The organism is Klebsiella oxytoca NBRC 105695 (genome assembly GCF_001598695.1).
Lineage (GTDB): Bacteria > Pseudomonadota > Gammaproteobacteria > Enterobacterales > Enterobacteriaceae > Klebsiella > Klebsiella oxytoca.
Map to the genome: position 1 here is coordinate 1 of NZ_BCZK01000028.1, position 17,988 is coordinate 17,988.

Here is a 17,988-nt window from a genome sequence, read left to right on the forward strand (position 1 = left end):
GCGCAAGCGCTGTTCAAAATTGCTCCAGGCAATTTTGTCGTGTCTCGATTCGCCTCTGTCCGCCATCCCTGGCGGCCAGCCCTTGTCTTCGGTCCTCCGGTTCGCCGATTTCAGCGGGGGCCAGGGCATCGCTGCATATCACGTCGTTTCAGAGGCATATCCACAGCGGCATAAAAATCTCCCGGGGGCTACTCCCCGCAGACGATGTTATTAAGACTATCTGCTCTCCACCGCGATCATGGTGACGAACGGATGGTACTGCCACGGCACGCTGCCGCCTTTCCGGTACATCTTCGAAATGGTGCCGTCGAGATAGAGCATCTGGCGCACGTTGAGCCTGGATTGCGCGTAGCAGGCGAAATCGTAGAAATTGGTTTCGCGCTCGCTGAGCATAAATACCACTTTGCCATCGCCGTTGATGCCCACACCGTTACGCAACTTGCGCGAGCTGGCGGACGGCTTCAGCCGCCAGTTGATCTTGCCGTTTTCAATTAGCATTGGCCCCGACTGCACGGCGTATTGAATGGCTGGCGACGGCTTGAATTTATCAATGCTGACAATTCCCGCGTTTTGCCCTCGCAGATAAAACACCCCGCCGGGACGAATAAAAAAGTTGCCGCCGCCGGAGGCGCGGTTAAGCGGGATCAACTGCCGGCCTTTCTCGATATACAGCCCCAGCGGCGCGTAGGCTTTATCATAAATTCCGCCGTTCATCGCCATCTGCACCTGCCCGTTGCGGTCGATATCCGCCAGCAGCGAGCGCAGCGACCCCCAGGCTTTGCCGTCCTCTTTTTGCCAGTACATCACAATGCGCTCGCGCTGCGGATCGACGCGATAGCTTTGCAGCGTGAGCGATGGATCGGTCAGCGAGCATTTCCCGCTGGCGAAGGCGGGCAAAGATAACAGTAGCAGCGGCAGAAGAGAGAAAAAGCGCACGACAAGTTCCAGACAGACGACGAAAGCGTGCAGTATACCCTGTTACCGCCGCTACGCCGTCCAGATCTCGCAGTGCTTTTGCACCAGTCCGATTAAGGAACCGCCGTTGGCGACGAACTCGCGCATCTGCTGCGGCTCGCTGCGAGCCTGCTTCGCCTGGCGCACAATCGCCTCCAGCGCGCTGCCGGCATTCAGCTTATGGGCGCTGGGCGCCAGTTTATCCGTCAGCCGTAGAATTTCTTCGCGAAAGGTTCGCTGTTCGCCGCCGTTCACATCGGTGTTGATCCCGTCCAGGCCATAGCGACAGGCCTGATAGCGGTTGAAGGGGTACAACAGGTAATCTTCGGGCTGATGTTTAAACGGCCGTTCTGTCAGCAGCCAGCAGGCAATGATCTGGATAAACCCGGCGATATTTACCGCCTGGGTAATCGTCAGCGGGGTATCCATCACTCGTACCTCAACGGTGCCAAAGCGCGGGCTGGGGCGAATATCCCAGTGCAGATCCTTCATGCTGTCAATCATGCTGGTATAGCTAAGACGATGAAACAGGCCGATAAACGCCTGCCAGTTATTGACCCACGGCATCGGGCCGTTATCGGGATAAGCGGCAAAAAGATTAAGCCGCGAGCAGGCAAAGCCGCTATCGGTCCCGTCGAGCCAGGGAGAGGCCGCATTCAGCGCGATAAAATGCGGCACGAAGCGCGACAGGCCGTGCAGAAGATAAATCGCATCATCGCCGTTTTGACAGCCCACGTGCACGTGCTGGCCGAAAATAGTCGCCTGCTTCGCCAGGTAACCAAAGTGCTCAACGGTTTTCAGGTAGCGCGGGTTATCGCTGATCTGCTGGCGCTGCCAGCTTTGAAACGGATGCGTTCCGCCGCCGCAGATTTGTACATGATGGCGGGCGGCGGCACGCAGCACCGCCTGTTGGATCGCGCTCAGTTGCGCCGTGGCCTGATGGATATCGCGACAGACGCCGGTGGCGATTTCCAGCATGCTTTCGGTGATGTCATGTTTGGCCTCGCCCGCTTTCAGCGTGCCCTGGACCTCATCAATAAGCGCGGAAGAGTCCTGGCTCAGATCGAAGCCCGGCGGGTTGACGACCTGGAGCTCCAGCTCGATGCCAAGGGTAAACGGCTCGGAGCGGTGAAAATCAGGTAACGGCATGGCGACTCCCTCTTTCTCTTTATCAGAAAGTATAGAAGACAATGCCTCAAACTGATGATTTGCCGAATATTATGAATTTAATTTATAGAAAATAACGCCACGTGATTATCCCTTTCAAAAGAAAGTAAGGCTGGTGCAATCCTGCAACACATTTCCCGTCAGTGGTGCAAAAAGATAAGCTGATTCTATTTTTCAATGAAAATCATCGAGATAATATAAGTCATCCTTATTTTATACGCCGTTTCGCCCTTATTTCCCGCCCTTGCAGAACTGGTATGCATCTTGCCTGTTAGTTAGCGACTTTTATTTAACAGGGACAATGTGATGCTGAAGAAAAAAATATTTTCGCCTGGATGCCATCTCGCCGTTGCTGTTAGCGGGGCATTGGCGTTGTTTGCCAGCGTGTCGGCCCATGCCTCAACTCTGCGGATCGCCATGACTGCCGCCGATATTCCTTTGACCCTCGGGCAGCCCGATCAGGGTTTTGAAGGGAACCGTTTCACCGGCATTCCGCTTTACGACGCCCTTGTTGAATGGGATCTGTCGCAAGGCGAAAAGCCCAGCGGTCTGGTGCCGGGACTGGCAACCGAGTGGCACGTTGACCCGCAAAATCAAAGCCGCTGGATTTTCACCCTGCGCCCGGGGGTTAAATTTCACGATGGCTCGGAGGTCAATGCCGACGCCATCGTCTGGAACGTGGAGAAGGTACTGAATAAAGCCGCGCCGCAGTATGCGCCAGGCCAGATTGGCAACACTCTCTCACGCATGCCGACCCTGACTGGCGCGGAGAAAATTGATGACCATACCGTGGCGCTGACCACCGCCGAACCTGACGCGCTGCTGCCCTACAACATCACCAATCTGTTTATCGTTTCGCCCACCGCGTGGCAAAAGCTGTATGACGCGGTGCCGGCAAGCGCTGGCGATACCGCGGCGCGCAGCAAACAGGCATGGACCGAGTTCGCCGCCCATGCGGTGGGCAGCGGCCCGTTCAAAATGGAAAAACTGGTTCCCCGCCAGCAGCTGATCCTCGATAAGAACCCCGACTACTGGAACAAAGAACGAATTCCACGGGTGGATAAAGTGGTGCTGATCCCGCTGCCGGAAGCTAACGCCCGCACCGCGGCGCTGCTCTCGAAGCAGGTGGACTGGATTGAAGCTCCGGCTCCGGACGCGGTCGATCAGATAAAAGCGCAGGGTTTTAAAATCTATGCCAACACCCAGCCGCACCTGTGGCCGTGGCAGTTCTCCTTTGAAGAGGGATCGCCGTGGAAAGATATTCGCGTGCGTAAAGCCGCCAACCTGTGCCTGAACCGCGCCGAGCTTAAAAGCTATCTCGGCGGCTATATGACCGAAGCGACCGGCGTCTACGAGGCCGACAGCCCGTGGCACGGCAAGCCCACTTTCCAGATCAAATATGACCCTGAAACCGCCCGCAAGCTGATGACCGAAGCTGGCTATAGCGCCGGTAAACCGCTGCACGTCACGGTTGCCACCTCGGCCTCCGGCTCCGGGCAGATGCAGCCGCTGCCGATGAACGAGTACATCCAGCAGAGCCTGAAAAGCTGCTTCTTTAACGTCGACATTAAAGTTAATGAATGGAACACCCTGTTTACCAACTGGCGTCTCGGGGCGAAAGATCCATCGGCGAAAGGGATCGACGCGATCAACGTTAGCGCCGCGGTTAACGATCCCTATTTCGGCATGATCCGCTTCTCCACCGCGAAGGCCTTCCCGCCGGTAGCGACCAACTGGGGCTATTTCTCGACGCCGGAAACCGAAAAGCTGGCGGCGGCGGTAAAGCACGCGTTTACCCCGGCTGAAATGGATAAAGCCGCGGGCGAACTGCACGCCGCGCTGGTCGATCAGGTGCCGTTCCTGTTCGTCGCTCACGATGTCGGGCCAAGGGCGATTTCGCCTGCCGTCACCGGAGTGGTGCAGCCGCAAAGCTGGTTTATCGACCTTAGCCTGGTGAGCAAAAAAGAGTAATTGATTCGGGAGCAAGAGATGATCAATACCCTGCTATATCGCATCCTGCTGGCCGTCCCCACCATGCTCGGGGTCGCGGTGATCTGTTTTATGCTGGTGCAGATAGCACCGGGCGACCCGCTGGTGTCGGTGATGCCGCCGGACGCCTCGGAATCGCTGCGTCAGACCTTAATGCAGGCCTACGGCTTTGATAAACCGCTGCCGCTGCAGTTTGTGCACTGGCTATGGCGGGCGCTGCACGGCGATTTGGGCATGTCGGTCGCCACCGGCCGTCCGGTCATCGACGAGGTCATGACGGCGGTGACCTACTCTCTGCGTCTGGCGCTGCTGGCGACGGCGATCGGATTTGTGCTGGGTAGCCTGTTTGGTTTTGTCGCCGGCTATTTTCGTAACAGCATTATTGACCGCCTGGCCTCGGTGCTGTCGGTATTCGGCGTCAGCGTGCCGCACTACTGGCTGGGGATGCTGCTGGTTATCGTTTTTAGCGTTAAATTCGCGCTGCTACCGGCGGCGGGCCAATCGGCGAGGTGGGCTGGCAGTGGGACTGGGAACACCTGCAGTTTATGCTGCTGCCGGCCTTCACGCTGTCGGTGATCCCGACCGGCATCATCGCCCGCACCGTTCGTTCGCAGGTGGCGGACATTCTCAGCCAGGAGTTTATCGTCGGCCTGCGCGCCCGGGGGCTCAACGAATCGCGGATCTTTCTGCACGTGGTGAAGAATGCCGCTCCGACCGCGCTGGCGGTGATGGGGCTGCAGGTCGGCTATCTGATGGGCGGCTCGATTCTGGTGGAGACGGTTTTCTCCTGGCCCGGCACCGGCCTGCTGCTGAATACCGCCATTTTCCAGCGCGATCTGCCGCTATTGCAGGGCACCATCTGGGTACTGGCGCTGTTCTTTGTCCTGCTCAATCTGCTGGTGGATATGCTGCAAACCAGTCTCGACCCGCGAATTAAGAGGAGCTGACGATGGTGGATACCGTGACGACCAAAGGCATTGCCGTCCCTGCCAGGACGGTTGCCAGGCAAGGCTACTGGCGCGGCGTGTTTGGCCGCCTGCTGCGCGACCCGGGCGGGGTATTCGTCGGCGCGATCATTCTCGTTCTGCTGGCGCTGGCGCTGTTCGGCCCCTGGCTGATCGTTAAAGATCCGTATCAAACGTCGATGTTTTTACGCCTCAAGCCGATCGGCACCGACGGCTTTCCGCTGGGCTCCGATGAGCTCGGGCGCGATATGCTATCAAGGCTGATTCTCGGCACAAGGCTATCGCTGTTTATGGGGATTGTCCCGGTGGTGTTGGCCTTTTTTATCGGCGGGGCCATCGGCATTATCGCCGGCTATGCGGGCGGCAAAACCAACACCCTGATCATGCGCACCGTGGACGTATTTTATGCTTTCCCCTCGGTGCTGCTGGCGATCGCGCTTTCCGGCGCGCTGGGCGCGGGTATCGGTAACGCGCTGCTATCGCTGACCCTGGTGTTCGTGCCGCAGGTGGCGCGTATTGCCGAAAGCGTCACCGCGCAGGTGCGGCATATGGACTACATCGACGCCGCCCGAGCCACCGGGGCCAGCGCGTTCACCATTATTCGCGTCCAGGTGCTGGGCAACGTGCTGGGGCCGATTTTCGTCTTCTCCACCGGCCTGATTTCGGTGTGCATGATCCTCGCCTCCGGGCTCTCATTTCTCGGCCTCGGGGTTCGTCCACCGGAGCCGGAGTGGGGGTTGATGCTGAACACCCTGCGCACGGCGATTTATACCCAGCCGTGGGTGGCGGCGCTGCCCGGTCTGATGATTTTTATCACCTCCATTTCGTTCAATATCCTCGCGGACCGCCTGCGTGCGGCAATGGCGATTAAGGAGTAAGCGATGCAACCCTTTACGAATATCGACCTCGGCGGGCCGGCGCAGCCGCTGCTCAAGGTTAACAATCTGCTGAAGCATTTTCCCGCCGGCGGCGGCAAAGCGCGCGAAGTGGTACAGGCGGTGGATGACGTCAGTTTTTCGGTGATCAAAGGCGAAACCCTCGGCGTCGTGGGGGAGTCGGGCTGCGGTAAATCGACCACCGCCCGGCTGCTGATGCAGCTGCTTAAGCAGGACAGCGGGGAGCTGATCTTTGATGGCCTGGAAGTAGGCTCATCGCGCCTGCCGATGAAAGCGTATCGCCGCCAGGTACAGATGGTTTTCCAGGATAGCTACGCCTCGCTCAACCCGCGCATGACCATGGAAGAGAGCATTGCCTTCGGTCAGCGGGTACACGGCGTCAGCGCCAAAGAGGCCAGCGAGTACGCCCGCTACCTGCTGGCGCACGTTGGCCTTGAGCCGGGACGTTTTGCGCACCGCTATCCGCACGCGCTCTCCGGCGGTCAGCGCCAGCGCGTGAATATCGCCCGCGCGCTGGCGATGAAGCCCAGGCTGGTGATCCTCGACGAGGCGGTCTCAGCGCTGGATAAATCGGTAGAAGCTCAGGTTCTGCAGCTGTTGCAGGAGCTGAAGCGGACGCTGGCGCTGACCTATGTGTTTATCAGCCACGATCTGCATGTGGTGCGCTGGCTGTCGGACCGCATCCTGGTAATGTATCTCGGCGAGGTGGTGGAGATTGGCCCGGCGGAGCAGCTGTTTACCGCCTCAGCCCACCCCTATACCCGGGCGCTGTTAAGTTCGATGCCGTCGATGGACCCGCATAATCGCACCTTAACCTCGCCGCTGAGCGGCGATCCGCCCAGCCCGATTTCTCCGCCCTCCGGCTGCCGCTTTCATACCCGCTGCCCGCATGCCAGAGCGGTGTGCGCGGAGGTGAAACCGACGCTCGAAAGCGTCGGCGAGGGGCACCTGAGCGCCTGCCTGATGGCGCAGCCCGCGTCGCCCTGGCAGCAAAAAATCGCCATTCAGGAGGTGAGCTATGTCGCATGAAGCTTACGTCCATATCCACGACCTGCGGGTTGAGTTTCGCCGCGACGGTCAGACGGTCAACGCGGTCAACGGCGTCTCCTTTGATGTACAAAAAGGCGAGGTGATGGCGCTGATCGGCGAATCTGGCTCCGGTAAAAGCGTCACCCTGCGCGCCCTGATGCGCCTGCATCCGCCAAAAAGCAGCGTGCTTTCCGGCACGCTGAGGGTCGGGGAAGAGGAGGTGTTGAAGATGAGCGCCGGGCAGCTGCGGCGCTACCGCGGCGCGCGCTGCGCGATGATTTTCCAGGAGCCGCTGCTGGCCTTCGACCCGGTCTATACCGTGGGCCAGCAGATTGTCGAAGGGCTGCGTCGCCATGAAGGCCTGTCGCGACAGGCGGCGCGGGAAAGGGCGCTCGAGGCGCTGCGCCAGGTACGCATTCCGAGCCCCGAGCGGCGGCTGGATGCTTACCCGCACGAGATGTCCGGCGGAATGCGCCAGCGGGCGATGATTGCCCTCGCGCTCTCCTGCAACCCGCAGCTGCTGCTGGCGGATGAGCCAACCACCGCGCTCGATGCCACGGTGCAAATACAGATCCTGATCCTGCTGCGCGAGCAGCAAAAGCAGCGCGATCTGTCGATCATTTTTGTGACCCACGATATCGGCGCGGCGGTGGAGATCGCCGACCGGGTAGCGGTAATGTACGCCGGACGCATCGTGGAAGAGGCGTCGATTGAGGAGATTCTGTATCGTCCGCGCCATCCCTATACCCAGGTGCTGCTGGGCAGCCGGCCGAAAGAGGGGCTGAAAAAGGGCGACGCGCTGCACTGTATCCCCGGCTCGCCGCCGGATCTCTCGCGTCTGCCGCCCGGCTGCGCGTTCGCCGATCGCTGTCCGCACGCGCGCCCCGCCTGTGCGCAGAGCCAGCCGGCTACCGAACCGGCCGGGCCGCGTCACGTGGTGAGCTGCCATCGCTGGCGTGAGCTGAGTGCGTCCGTTGAAAACCAGGCGCTTTACGCCTGAAGCCATGAGGAAAGCAGTATGCAGGATGATATTCGCGCTTTTATGCCCTATCCGCCGCATCCGGTGGCGCATGCGCTAAGCGGGCCGCTGAGCGGGTTAACTTTTGCGGTCAAAGATCTGTTTGACGTAGCGGGCTACCCCACCGGCGGCGGCAATCCGCATCTGCTGGCGCTGTCCGGGGTGAAAACCCGCACCGCGCCGGTGGTGCAAAAATTATTAGATAACGGCGCGCGCTTTATCGGTAAAACCCATACCAGCGAGCTGGCGTATTCGATGAGCGGGCACAACGTGCATTACGGCACTCCGCGCAACGGCGCCGCGCCGAATCATATCCCCGGCGGCTCGTCGTCCGGCTCGGCGTCGGCGGTATCGAACGAGGCGTGCGACTTTGCCCTCGGCAGCGATACCGGCGGCTCGGTACGCACGCCGGCAAGCTACTGCGGACTGTTTGGCCTGCGCCCGACCCATGGCCGACTCTCCCTCGACGGCTGCCAGCCGCTATGCGCCACCATGGATACCTGCGGCTTCTTTGCCCGCTCGCCGGAGGTCTTTTCCACCGTCGCCGCCTGTCTGTTCGACGATGAGCGAGCGGATATCACCGGCGTGCGGCTGGCCAGCCATGAAGGGCTGTTTTCCCGCCTGCCGCTGCGCAGCCAGCAGGCGCTGCTGCCGGTCCGCCAGGAGCTGGCGCGCTTATTCGGCCCGGTAACGCCGCTCGGCGCGCCGCTGCCGGACGTGGATGATATCTATCTCGCCTTCCGCCAGATTCAGGGCTACGAAGCCTGGCAGGCGCAGGGGGAAACCATTGAGCGCTACGGCCTGCAGCTGGGGCCGGACGTCCGCGAGCGTTTTTTCTGGGGCAAAGCGGTCACCCGCGCGCAGTTTGACGCCGCCTGCCAGCAGCGCGAGCGTTTTACCGCCTGGTGGGACGCGCAGTTGGGCGATGCGGTCCTGGTGATGCCGACCGTTCCCGACGGCGCGCCGCTGCTGACGGCGCAGGCCGAAGAGATAGAGGCGGTCCGCCGCCTGTCTCACGATCTGCTGTTAATTTCCGTCATGACCCAACGTCCGCAGGTGACGCTGCCGGTTGCCCGGACGGGCGGCCTGCCGCTGGGAATTTCATTTTTGGGCCCGCGCGGCAGCGATCGTCTGCTGGTCGAGCTGGCCGCCGCGTTTATGCAAGGAGACCGAAATGAGCAGTGATGTCCTTTTTACCCCGATAACCGAAACCACCGCCTGCCGGGTCAATGGCGCGCGCCTGTGGGATTCGCTGATGACGCTGGCGGAAATTGGCGCTACGCCGAAGGGCGGCTGCTGCCGTCTGACGCTGACCGATCTTGACCGCCAGGGACGGGATTTGGTGATTAGCTGGGCGCAGGCGGCCGGGATGAGCGTCACCGTCGATAAAATCGGCAACGTATTTATGCGCCGGGAAGGGCGTAATCCGGCGCTGCCGCCGATTGTCTCCGGCAGCCATATTGACACCCAGCCGACCGGCGGCAAATTTGACGGTAACTACGGCGTGCTGGCGGCGCTGGAGGTGGTACGTACCCTGAACGATCGGGAGATTGAAACCGAAGCGCCGATTGAGGTGGTGTTCTGGACCAATGAAGAGGGGTCGCGCTTTGTACCGGTGATGATGGGCTCCGGCGTGTTTGCCGGGGTATTCCCGCTGGAGACCATCTACGCCGCGCAGGATGCGGACGGTAAAACCGTCGGCGCGGAGCTGGCGCGTATCGGCTATATCGGCAGCCAGACGCCGGGCGACCATCCGGTTGGCGCCTACTTTGAAGCGCATATTGAACAGGGGCCGATTCTTGAAGATGAAGAGAAAATTATCGGCATTGTGCAGGGCGTGCTGGGGATCCGCTGGTATGACTGCGTGGTGACCGGCCAGGAGTCCCACGCCGGGCCGACGCCGATGCGCCTGCGTCAGGATGCGTTACAGATAGCGACCCGCATTATGCAGGAAGTGGTGGCGATTGCCGGGCGCAGCGAGGAAGGGCGCGGTACGGTTGGAAGAGTGCAGGTCTATCCGAACAGCCGTAACGTAGTGCCGGGAGAGGTCACTTTTTCGATTGATATGCGCAATATCAGCGATGCGCTGGTGGATGAGATGGACCGCCAGCTGCGGGCGTTTATCGCCGGGGTCGAGCGGGAGTGCGGCCTGAAGGTGGCGTTAAAAGAGGTGAGCCACTATCCGGCGGCGCCGTTCCACCCGGAGTGCCAGGCGGCGATCGCCGACGCCGCGCAGCGGCTGGGGTATCCCGCGCGGGAGATTGTCTCCGGCGCCGGACACGACGCGGTGTATATGAGCTATCTGGCGCCGACCGGGATGATTTTTATCCCCTGTAAGGACGGGATCAGCCACAACGAAATTGAATATGCGTCGCCGGAGCACGTGGAAGCCGGCGCGAACGTGCTGCTGCAGGTGATGCTGCAGTACGCGCGGGTAGTGTAACCGGTTGTCCTCCCCGGTCGCGCTGCGCTTACCGGGGCTACGGGTAGTAGCCCGGACAGGCGCAACGCGCCGCCTCCGGGAAGGTGTAAAGGGTTTCCGTTCACCGCTATACCGCGGGGCGGTAGCCCGGGTAAGGCGTTTACGCCGCGACCCGGGATTTCCGGGCTACAAGGGCAATACAGGCTAGCGGCCAAATTTGCGCGAACCGATAACGCACAGAATCACGCCCAGGGTTACGGTCAGCATCAGTGGGCTGACGGTTTCGTGCAGCAGCGCGGCTGACAGGCCAAGCCCGAAGAACGGCTGTAATAGCTGAAGCTGGCCGACGGCGGCGATACCGCCAGCGGCCAGCCCTTTGTACCAGAAAATAAAACCGATAAGCATGCTAAAGAGCGACACATAGCCGAGCGCAATCCAGGCGGAAACCGAGATGGCGCTCCATGACGCTGGCCGGGTGAGTAACGAGGCGATCAGCATAAAAGGCAGCGCCATAATCAGCGCCCAGCTAATCACCTGCCAGCCGCCAAGCTCCCGGGTCAGCTTAGCACCCTCCGCATAGCCGAGGCCGCAGGCGACCACCGCCGCCAGCATCAGCAGATCGCCGTTCAGCGACGCCGCAGCTTGTTGCGTCAGGGCGAAACCCACCACCAGCAGGCTGCCAATAACGGAAAAGATCCAGAAAGCGCGGCGCGGACGTTCTCCGCCGCGCACTACGCCAAAAATGGCCGTCATCAACGGCAATAGCCCGATGAAAACGATCGAATGCGCTGAAGTGACGTGGCGCAAAGCCAGCGCCGTGAGCAGCGGAAAGCCGATCACCACCCCTGACGAGACGATGGCCAGGGGGACAAGCTGCGATGCGCGCGGCCGTTTCTGGCGCAAGCCGACTACCAGCGCGATAGCGAGGAGCCCGGCGATGGAGGCGCGCAGAAAGGTTAGCAGGAACGGGTTCATATCCAGCACCGCCAGGCGCGTTGCGGGCAGCGAACCGCTAAAAATAATGACGCCCAGTAAACCATTAAGCCATCCGGACCACGGCCCGGGAACCGTTTTATGAACCGCTGAATCTACCACGCTAACCTCGCTTAGTGGGGGGCTGAGCTCGCTTGAGCCATGACTGCGCCGATGGTAATGTGGTCAATCCAATACAATCAAATTATTGTCATAGATACATTCACCGATGAAAGCCCGATACAAAGCGGTTGTCGACAGATACGCGCAGGCGATTCAGAGCGGACAGCTGCCGGCCGGAACCCGCCTGCCGACGCATCGTACGCTTGCCGCCGACGAAGGGATCTCGCTGGCCACGGCCACGCGCGTTTATCATGAACTGGAAGCGATGGGGCTGGTCAGCGGCGAAACCGGTCGCGGCACCTTCGTGCGGGACATCGCGCTACCGCCGGGACACGGTGTCGATCAGCAGGCGGTGGCAGCCGATGTTGTGGATCTCAACTTCAACTATCCTTCGCTGCCGACGCAGGGAGATGCGCTGCGCGAGGCGCTCAGGCAGCTGGCGGGGGCAGGGGATATCGAGGCTCATCTGCGCTACCAGCCGCATGGCGGACGGCTCCCGGAGCGAGAAATTATCGCTCGCTATCTGACCAGCAGCCGCTTTGCCCCTGACGCGGAAAATGTGCTGATCGTCAACGGCGCCCAGCACGGGCTGGCGGTGACCGTGATGGGGCTTCTGCGCCCGGGGGACGTGGTGGCGGTCGATGCGCTCACCTACTCGGGTTTTAAGGTTCTGGCGGCGCTGTATCATCTGGAACTGGCGGCGATCCCTTGCGGCGCGGACGGACCGGATCTGCATGCGCTCCACCGGCTATGCCAGCAGCGGCGCGTCCGGGCGGTGTATACCATGCCGACGCTGCACAATCCGCTGGGCTGGGTGCTCAGCCCTCGCCAACGGCAGACGCTGGCGGAACTCGCCCGCCAGCACGACCTGCTGATCGTTGAAGATGCCGCCTATGCCAGCCTGGTGCGCAATCCGCCGCCGCCGCTGGTGAGCTATGCGCCGGAAAGAACGGTATATGTCACCGGCTTCTCGAAAAACGTCGCTACCGGTCTGCGCATAGGGACGGTCATCTGCCCACCTCGCTATCGGACTGAGATTGAGCGCGCCATACGAGCGACGACGTGGAATACGCCGTCATTGATGAGCTCGCTGATCTGCGCCTGGATTGAAGATGGCACGGTTGCACGCTTTGAAAATGAGAAGCGCCAGGATGCGCGGCAGCGGCAGCGGCTTGCCCGTGAGGCGCTCGATGGGCTGCCCTTCGTGAGCCATGAGGATTCGTACTTTCTCTGGCTACCTCTGGGCGAAGAGAGTCGGGCCGATCGGCTGGCGAAAACGCTGATGGCGCGCCATATTTCCGTGTCGACCGCCGAACCCTTCTGCGTTGCCGCAACTGTTCCGCAGGCGCTGCGCATCGCCCTCGGTTCTGTTCCGCTTGATACCCTGCGCGCGGCGCTGGTCGAGGTTCGCCAGGCCGTGGCATTTGAACAATACCGCTAGCCCATCTGCGCCAGCTGGCCGCGCAGCACCTCCACGCCTTGTTCGATGGCGTCAGGGTTAATGGCGTGAAAGCCCATTCGGAAAAAGTTATCCGGCGGCGCGTCGCTGAGAAAATGCCGGGCGCCGGGCTCGATCAGCACCCCGGCGTGGGCGGCGCGCCAGGTCAGCTGCTGGGTGTTGATTTGCTCCGGGGTGGCCAGCCAGAAGGCATTGGCGTGTTCGCTGCCGGGGATGATTTGGCACTCTGGCAGGTGCTGCCGCAGCGCGTTATTGAGGCGCTCCCAGCGCTGGGCAGAGTCGTAATGGTAGCGCCGCAGGTGGGTTTCATAATGACCCTGGGCGAGAAAATGGGCCATCTGATACTGAATGTTGGTTGGCGGATGACGATACACCAGCCGCCGCAGCGCCCGGGCTTCGTCAATCAGATCCGGGTCAGCGACCATAAAGCCCAGCCGCAGGCCAGGCGAGAGCGCCTTTGACAGGCTGCTCACGTAGATCACTCGTCCGCAGCGATCGCTGGCCTTCAGCGCCGGCAGCGGGTTGAGCATAAAGTTACTTTCAGAGTCGTAATCGTCCTCAATAATCACCGCATCATGGCGGGCGGCATGCTCCAGCAGCTGGCTGCGGCGCGCTTTGCTCATCGCCACCCCGGTTGGCACCTGATGCCCGGGAGTTACATAGTAGTAATCGCAGGGGGCGTCATTAAGGACGATCCCCTGTTCATCCACCGGATGCGGCACGATATCGGTATCGGCAAGCAGAAAAGTGTTAATAGCCTCGCGAAAACAGGGATTCTCCACACCAACGCGCGTGCCGGGGGACATCAGCAGGCGGGTCAGCAGGTACAGCGCGTTTTGCGAACCGAGGGTTATCAGAATCTCGTCCGCCGAGGCGACAATTCCGCGTTTGGGCAGCACCCGGGTGCGGATCTGCTCAATCAGCATCGGCACGTCCCGATCGATATGATCCACCACCCACTCCGGGTCCCTTACGCCGCCGTGCAGCCAGTTCGCCGCCGAGCGCCAGGTCGTCAGCGGGAACTGGCGGGTATCGGGCTGACCGTAGATAAACGGATAGCGGTAGTTCATCCAGCCGGCCGGTTTGAGAATCGACTCCTGCTGACTGGGGGTAATTTGCAGCCGCGTGCCCCAGCGTGGTGCAGAACCCGCGTCCTGCGGTGCAGCTTCCGTTACCGTGGAGGGAGCTGCGTGCTGATAATCCGCATGCAGGTAATAACCGCTGCGCGGGCGGCTCACCAGATATCCCTCGTTAACCAGCCCCTCAAACACCAGCGCCGTGGTGTTGCGCGATACCCGCAGCTGGCTGGCCAGCTGGCGGCAGGAGGGGAGCGGCGTGTCGGCGGAAAAAATGCCGCCCAGAATGGCGTTAATCAGCGTTTCGCGCACCTGCTCCTGCAAACCGCGGCGCGGGTCGAAATCAACGTGTAACCGGTGTCGGATCATGGCTGGCTCCTTACTCAAACGCTCTGTACAGGAACCGGAGCAAATTCCATACCACCCTGAGAATGACTGACACATCCGCACGATGAATCTGGCTCTATCCGGAAATTTAAAACGCTCCCTACAGTAAAAACGTATTCATCAGTCGCGGACCGGAACTTCCGTCGGCACATATTTTGCAAAACCTTTTCATGTTCTGGAATGAACACGTCTGGCGAATTAATTAGGGGTGAATTAATGAACAAATCATTAGGTTCAATTTGTCTGGGCGCCATCATGGCGATGGCCTTTTCTTATCACGCAGCCGCCGCAGATCTTCCGGAAATAGAAAAATCCGGCACCCTGAAAGTCGCGACCGAAGATGATTACGCGCCTTTTAACTTTATGAATAACGGCCAGGCGGATGGCTTCAACAAAGATATGCTCGATGAATTACGTAAATACGCGAAATTCAACGTCGACCAGAGCATTCTGCCGTGGACCGGATTATTGGCGGCGGTCTCCACCGGGCAATACGACATGGCGTTAACCGGCGCGGTGATTACCGATGACCGTCTCAAGGTCTTTGATTTCACGCCGCCGTGGGCGTCAGCGCAGCACTATTTTGTCAAACGCGCGGGCGATAATTCCCTGAATACCATTGCCGAACTGAGTGGGAAAAAAGTGGGCGTTCAGGCGGGCAGCGCGCTGCTGGCAAGGCTGCCAGAACTGAAAGCGATGCTGGAGAAAACCGGCGGTAAGCTGGGGCCGGTGGTGGAGTATCCCTCCTATCCTGAAGCCTACGCCGACCTCGCCAACAAACGCCTGGACTACGTGATTAACGTGGTTATCTCGGTCAACGACCTGGCGAAGGCTAAGCCGAAGGTGTTTGCCAAAGGTCTGGCGGTATCCGGCCCGGGCTATATGGCGTGGCCGATCCCGAAAAACTCGCCGCAGCTGCTGGCCTATATGACCAAATTTATGAACCACATGAAGGAGACCGGCAAGCTTGCGGAACTCCAGAAAAAGTGGTTTGGCGAAACCTATGACGACCTGCCGACCGAAGCGATTACCAGCCCGGAACAGTTCCATAAATTAGCCGGGCTGTAATGAGTTCTGCGGCGGGAAACCGCCGCCTGTTCAGGTGAAGGAGGGCTTCATGGATGCAATTTCCTGGCAGTTACTGATTGAAGGCGCATGGACGACCCTCTGGATTTCGGCCATCGCCATTGCCTTTGGGGTGGTGATTGGTCTGCTGATCGCGCTGGTGCGCATGCTGCGTATCCCGGTTATCGATCAGCTGCTGGTGGTCTATATCAGCCTTGCCCGCGCGACGCCGCTGGTTACGCTGGTGCTGTTCCTGTTTCTTTCTCTGCCGACCGTCGGGATTAATCTCGATAAAAACGTCGCGGCGATTGTGGCGCTGACGCTCAACACCTCGGCCTTCAACGCCGAAATCTGGCGCAATGCCTTTCGCACTTTCCCCCGCGAACAGCGGGAAGCGGCGGAGTCGGTAGGGATGCGCCGCTGGGCTTACTTCCGCTACATCATGCTGCCACAAATGTGGATTGAAAGCCTGCCCGCGCTGGTTAATGAGATGTCGTTCCTGATTAAGGGCAGTCCCGCCATTGCGGTGATTGGCGTGGTGGATTTGACGCGCGTGACCAACCGAATTTCTTCGGTCACCTATGAGCCGCTTTCGCCGATTCTGGTGGCGGGTCTGCTGTACGTGGTGATTATTGGCCTGCTGCTGAAACTGCAGGGGATGGCCGAGCGTAAAGCGAAGCGTCTGGCACGATAAAGAGAGGAGGTGCTATGAATCAGTGGGCCGTTATCTGGTCGGTGCGCGACAGCTTTATTGCCGGTTTACTCGCCACCCTTGAGCTTTTTATTACTGCGGCAATAGCCGGCTTAATTATCGGCGTGGCCCTGTGCTATTTAACCGAGTATCAAAAGAAAACTCTTAACCGGCTTATTATTGGCTTTGTCAGCTTAATGCGGGCGATTCCCTTTTTGATCCTCGCCTATTTGCTCTATTACGGACTGCCGCAAGTGGGTATTAGTCTGGAGCCCTGGACCGCCGGATTAATCGCCCTGATTATCTACCACGGCGCCTATTTCTTTGAGATTTTGCGCAGCCAGCGTCGGGTCTTTTCCGGAGGCTATATCGAGGCGGCGGTAGCGCAGGGGTTCTCGCGCTACAAAATATTCCGCCGCATTATTCTGCCCAATATTTTGTCATCGGCACTACCGCTGATGGGCAATCAGCTGATTATCTGCCTGAAAGATACCGCTTTCCTCAGCATTATCACCGTCCAGGAGATAACCGCCGCGGCTAACAGCGTGCAGGCCACCTATTTTATCCCGTTTAACGCCTTTATTGTCGCCATTGGACTCTACTGGGCGATCAGCATCCTGCTGGAGCTGTTGATTAAGCGTCTGAGCGCCTGGGGAGCGAGAAGAGGAATGAGTCATGCCTGATACGACTGCTGTAAGCGTCAAAAACGTCTCAAAACAGTTTGATAATGTTGAAGTTCTTCGTGATATCAATCTGACGGTAGAGAAAGGGACCGTGGTGAGCATACTCGGCTCGTCGGGGTCAGGTAAATCAACGCTGCTGCGCTGCATGAACTGGCTGGAACAGCCGGATCGCGGCGAGATCCGCATCAGCGGCCAGCGGCTGGGGATTGATGAACAAAATGGCCGGGCGATGTCCCATCGTCAGCTGTCGAAAATCCGCGAGCGGGTAGGGATGGTGTTTCAGAGCTTTAACCTGTGGCCGCACCTTACGGTGCAGCAGAACGTCAGCGAAGCGCTGCTGCACGTCAAGGGGATGAAGCGTGATGAAGCGAAGGCTATCGCCATGCAGCAGCTGGAGAAAGTGGGGATGGCGCATAAAGCCGACGTTTACCCGATCACGCTCTCCGGCGGACAGAAGCAGAGGGTGGCTATTGCCCGTTCGCTGGCGATGTCGCCGGAGGTGATTCTGTTTGATGAGCCGACATCGGCGCTGGACCCCGAGCTGGTCAACGAGGTGCTGGGGGTGATGAAGGCACTGGCCGCCGAGGGCTACACGATGGTGGTGGTGACCCACGAGATGGACTTTGCGCGCCAGGTATCGGATGAGGTGGTGTTTCTTGAGAAGGGATTGTTGATTGAGAAAGCGCCGCCGGAGAAGTTTTTCAGCAACCCGGACTCCGAGCGCGTCAGGCAGTTTCTGCAGAGCAGCCGGTAATCTCCAGCGGCCAATCTTCCCGGTCGCACTGCGCTTACCGGGGCTACGGGTTTCCAGCCGTCTGCGGGGCGGTAGCCCGGGTAAGGCGTTTACGCCGCGACCCGGGATTTCCGGGCTCGGTGTTGGAGGGTGGCAGATTGGGTAGCCCGGACAGGCGCGTCAAGCGCCGTCCCCGGGACGGGGTGGGAGGGGTTCCGTTCACTATTATTCCGCAGAAAATGTCTCACCGCGGTAGGTGAACGGGTAAAGGGGGAGAAAACCGTTTCCCCCTTTACAATCCCCGCGGTCCCGCAAAGAAATCGGTGCTGCGCACAGCGCTCACCTCCCGGACCTCAGTC

General features: G+C 60.0%; 15 protein-coding genes and 1 pseudogene. 12 read left to right on the plus strand and 4 right to left on the minus strand.

Translation table 11 applies throughout. The features are described 5' to 3' along the window. Nucleotides 1–216: 216 nt before the first annotated feature. Together KO1_RS26380 and KO1_RS26385 are read right to left on the minus strand one after the other, a co-directional pair. Nucleotides 217–936: a phosphodiester glycosidase family protein gene (locus KO1_RS26380; protein ID WP_004100009.1), complete on the minus strand. Its 720-nt coding sequence runs from the start codon at nucleotides 934–936 to the stop codon at nucleotides 217–219. A 51-nt stretch (nucleotides 937–987) separates the two neighbouring features. After that, a complete protein-coding gene (locus KO1_RS26385; RefSeq protein WP_023320520.1) occupies nucleotides 988–2,103 on the minus strand; it encodes a YbdK family carboxylate-amine ligase in 1,116 nt (371 codons plus the stop codon). Between the two features lie 324 nt (nucleotides 2,104–2,427). Here KO1_RS26385 and KO1_RS26390 point away from each other — a divergent pair, with 324 nt between their 5' ends. The 7 genes and pseudogenes from KO1_RS26390 (at nucleotide 2,428) to KO1_RS26420 (ending at nucleotide 10,461) form a co-directional block, all read left to right on the plus strand. Continuing rightward, nucleotides 2,428–4,092: an ABC transporter substrate-binding protein gene (locus KO1_RS26390; protein ID WP_004111180.1), complete on the plus strand. Its 1,665-nt coding sequence runs from the start codon at nucleotides 2,428–2,430 to the stop codon at nucleotides 4,090–4,092. 18 nt (nucleotides 4,093–4,110) lie between these two features. Further along, nucleotides 4,111–5,057 (plus strand): annotated as a pseudogene (locus KO1_RS26395) (ABC transporter permease). 2 nt (nucleotides 5,058–5,059) lie between these two features. After that, nucleotides 5,060–5,953 (plus strand): ABC transporter permease, encoded by an 894-nt coding sequence (locus KO1_RS26400; RefSeq protein WP_016809132.1) that lies wholly within the window; start codon nucleotides 5,060–5,062, stop codon nucleotides 5,951–5,953. 3 nt (nucleotides 5,954–5,956) lie between these two features. Continuing rightward, nucleotides 5,957–7,000 carry an ABC transporter ATP-binding protein gene (locus KO1_RS26405; RefSeq protein ID WP_023320521.1) on the plus strand — a complete coding sequence of 348 codons (1,044 nt, stop codon included), beginning with the start codon at nucleotides 5,957–5,959 and terminating at the stop codon, nucleotides 6,998–7,000. After that, entirely contained in the window at nucleotides 6,990–8,000 is a 1,011-nt protein-coding gene (locus KO1_RS26410; protein ID WP_023320522.1) for an ABC transporter ATP-binding protein, read from the plus strand. Before KO1_RS26405 ends, KO1_RS26410 begins: the two co-directional genes overlap by 11 nt. Before the next feature lie 18 nt (nucleotides 8,001–8,018). After that, nucleotides 8,019–9,203 (plus strand): amidase, encoded by a 1,185-nt coding sequence (locus KO1_RS26415; protein WP_023320523.1) that lies wholly within the window; start codon nucleotides 8,019–8,021, stop codon nucleotides 9,201–9,203. Beyond that, entirely contained in the window at nucleotides 9,193–10,461 is a 1,269-nt protein-coding gene (locus tag KO1_RS26420; protein WP_017146399.1) for a Zn-dependent hydrolase, read from the plus strand. Before KO1_RS26415 ends, KO1_RS26420 begins: the two co-directional genes overlap by 11 nt. Nucleotides 10,462–10,644: 183 nt before the next feature. Here KO1_RS26420 and KO1_RS26425 read toward each other — a convergent pair whose 3' ends face one another. After that, nucleotides 10,645–11,535, minus strand: a complete 891-nt coding sequence (locus tag KO1_RS26425; protein WP_017146398.1) for a DMT family transporter — start codon at nucleotides 11,533–11,535, stop codon at nucleotides 10,645–10,647. A gap of 106 nt (nucleotides 11,536–11,641) precedes the next feature. Between KO1_RS26425 and KO1_RS26430 the strand changes: the two genes are divergently transcribed. Then, nucleotides 11,642–12,976 carry an aminotransferase-like domain-containing protein gene (locus KO1_RS26430; protein ID WP_023320524.1) on the plus strand — a complete coding sequence of 445 codons (1,335 nt, stop codon included), beginning with the start codon at nucleotides 11,642–11,644 and terminating at the stop codon, nucleotides 12,974–12,976. On the opposite strand, the gene pdxR is transcribed toward KO1_RS26430, so the two are convergent. Further along, nucleotides 12,973–14,439 carry a MocR-like pyridoxine biosynthesis transcription factor PdxR gene (gene pdxR, locus KO1_RS26435; protein WP_004111200.1) on the minus strand — a complete coding sequence of 489 codons (1,467 nt, stop codon included), beginning with the start codon at nucleotides 14,437–14,439 and terminating at the stop codon, nucleotides 12,973–12,975. The genes KO1_RS26430 and pdxR overlap by 4 nt on opposite strands. A gap of 234 nt (nucleotides 14,440–14,673) precedes the next feature. Here pdxR and KO1_RS26440 point away from each other — a divergent pair, with 234 nt between their 5' ends. Genes KO1_RS26440 through KO1_RS26455 form a run of 4 tightly spaced genes read left to right on the plus strand, consistent with a single transcriptional unit; the run spans nucleotide 14,674 to nucleotide 17,650 of the window. Next, entirely contained in the window at nucleotides 14,674–15,525 is an 852-nt protein-coding gene (locus KO1_RS26440) for a transporter substrate-binding domain-containing protein (protein ID WP_004100024.1), read from the plus strand. Between the two features lie 49 nt (nucleotides 15,526–15,574). Beyond that, the gene (locus tag KO1_RS26445) at nucleotides 15,575–16,216 is read left to right on the plus strand and encodes an amino acid ABC transporter permease (RefSeq protein WP_064407182.1); all 642 of its coding nucleotides are present in this window, start codon (nucleotides 15,575–15,577) and stop codon (nucleotides 16,214–16,216) included. Nucleotides 16,217–16,230: 14 nt separating this feature from the next. After that, nucleotides 16,231–16,896 carry an amino acid ABC transporter permease gene (locus KO1_RS26450; RefSeq protein ID WP_004100026.1) on the plus strand — a complete coding sequence of 222 codons (666 nt, stop codon included), beginning with the start codon at nucleotides 16,231–16,233 and terminating at the stop codon, nucleotides 16,894–16,896. Next, nucleotides 16,889–17,650 (plus strand): amino acid ABC transporter ATP-binding protein, encoded by a 762-nt coding sequence (locus KO1_RS26455; RefSeq protein WP_004111204.1) that lies wholly within the window; start codon nucleotides 16,889–16,891, stop codon nucleotides 17,648–17,650. The genes KO1_RS26450 and KO1_RS26455 overlap by 8 nt, the downstream gene beginning before the upstream one ends. The last annotated feature ends 338 nt before the right edge of the window (nucleotides 17,651–17,988 follow it).

Bases quoted from the DNA above. Each gene is read 5' to 3' on its own strand.
- KO1_RS26385 (WP_023320520.1), bottom strand. From the start codon at position 2,103: ATGCCGTTACCTGATTTTCACCGCTCCGAGCCGTTTACCCTTGGCATC.
- KO1_RS26390 (WP_004111180.1), top strand. From the start codon at position 2,428: ATGCTGAAGAAAAAAATATTTTCGCCTGGATGCCATCTCGCCGTTGCT.
- KO1_RS26400 (WP_016809132.1), top strand. From the start codon at position 5,060: ATGGTGGATACCGTGACGACCAAAGGCATTGCCGTCCCTGCCAGGACG.
- KO1_RS26405 (WP_023320521.1), top strand. From the start codon at position 5,957: ATGCAACCCTTTACGAATATCGACCTCGGCGGGCCGGCGCAGCCGCTG.
- KO1_RS26410 (WP_023320522.1), top strand. From the start codon at position 6,990: ATGTCGCATGAAGCTTACGTCCATATCCACGACCTGCGGGTTGAGTTT.
- KO1_RS26415 (WP_023320523.1), top strand. From the start codon at position 8,019: ATGCAGGATGATATTCGCGCTTTTATGCCCTATCCGCCGCATCCGGTG.
- KO1_RS26420 (WP_017146399.1), top strand. From the start codon at position 9,193: ATGAGCAGTGATGTCCTTTTTACCCCGATAACCGAAACCACCGCCTGC.
- KO1_RS26430 (WP_023320524.1), top strand. From the start codon at position 11,642: ATGAAAGCCCGATACAAAGCGGTTGTCGACAGATACGCGCAGGCGATT.
- pdxR (WP_004111200.1), bottom strand. From the start codon at position 14,439: ATGATCCGACACCGGTTACACGTTGATTTCGACCCGCGCCGCGGTTTG.
- KO1_RS26440 (WP_004100024.1), top strand. From the start codon at position 14,674: ATGAACAAATCATTAGGTTCAATTTGTCTGGGCGCCATCATGGCGATG.
- KO1_RS26445 (WP_064407182.1), top strand. From the start codon at position 15,575: ATGGATGCAATTTCCTGGCAGTTACTGATTGAAGGCGCATGGACGACC.
- KO1_RS26450 (WP_004100026.1), top strand. From the start codon at position 16,231: ATGAATCAGTGGGCCGTTATCTGGTCGGTGCGCGACAGCTTTATTGCC.
- KO1_RS26455 (WP_004111204.1), top strand. From the start codon at position 16,889: ATGCCTGATACGACTGCTGTAAGCGTCAAAAACGTCTCAAAACAGTTT.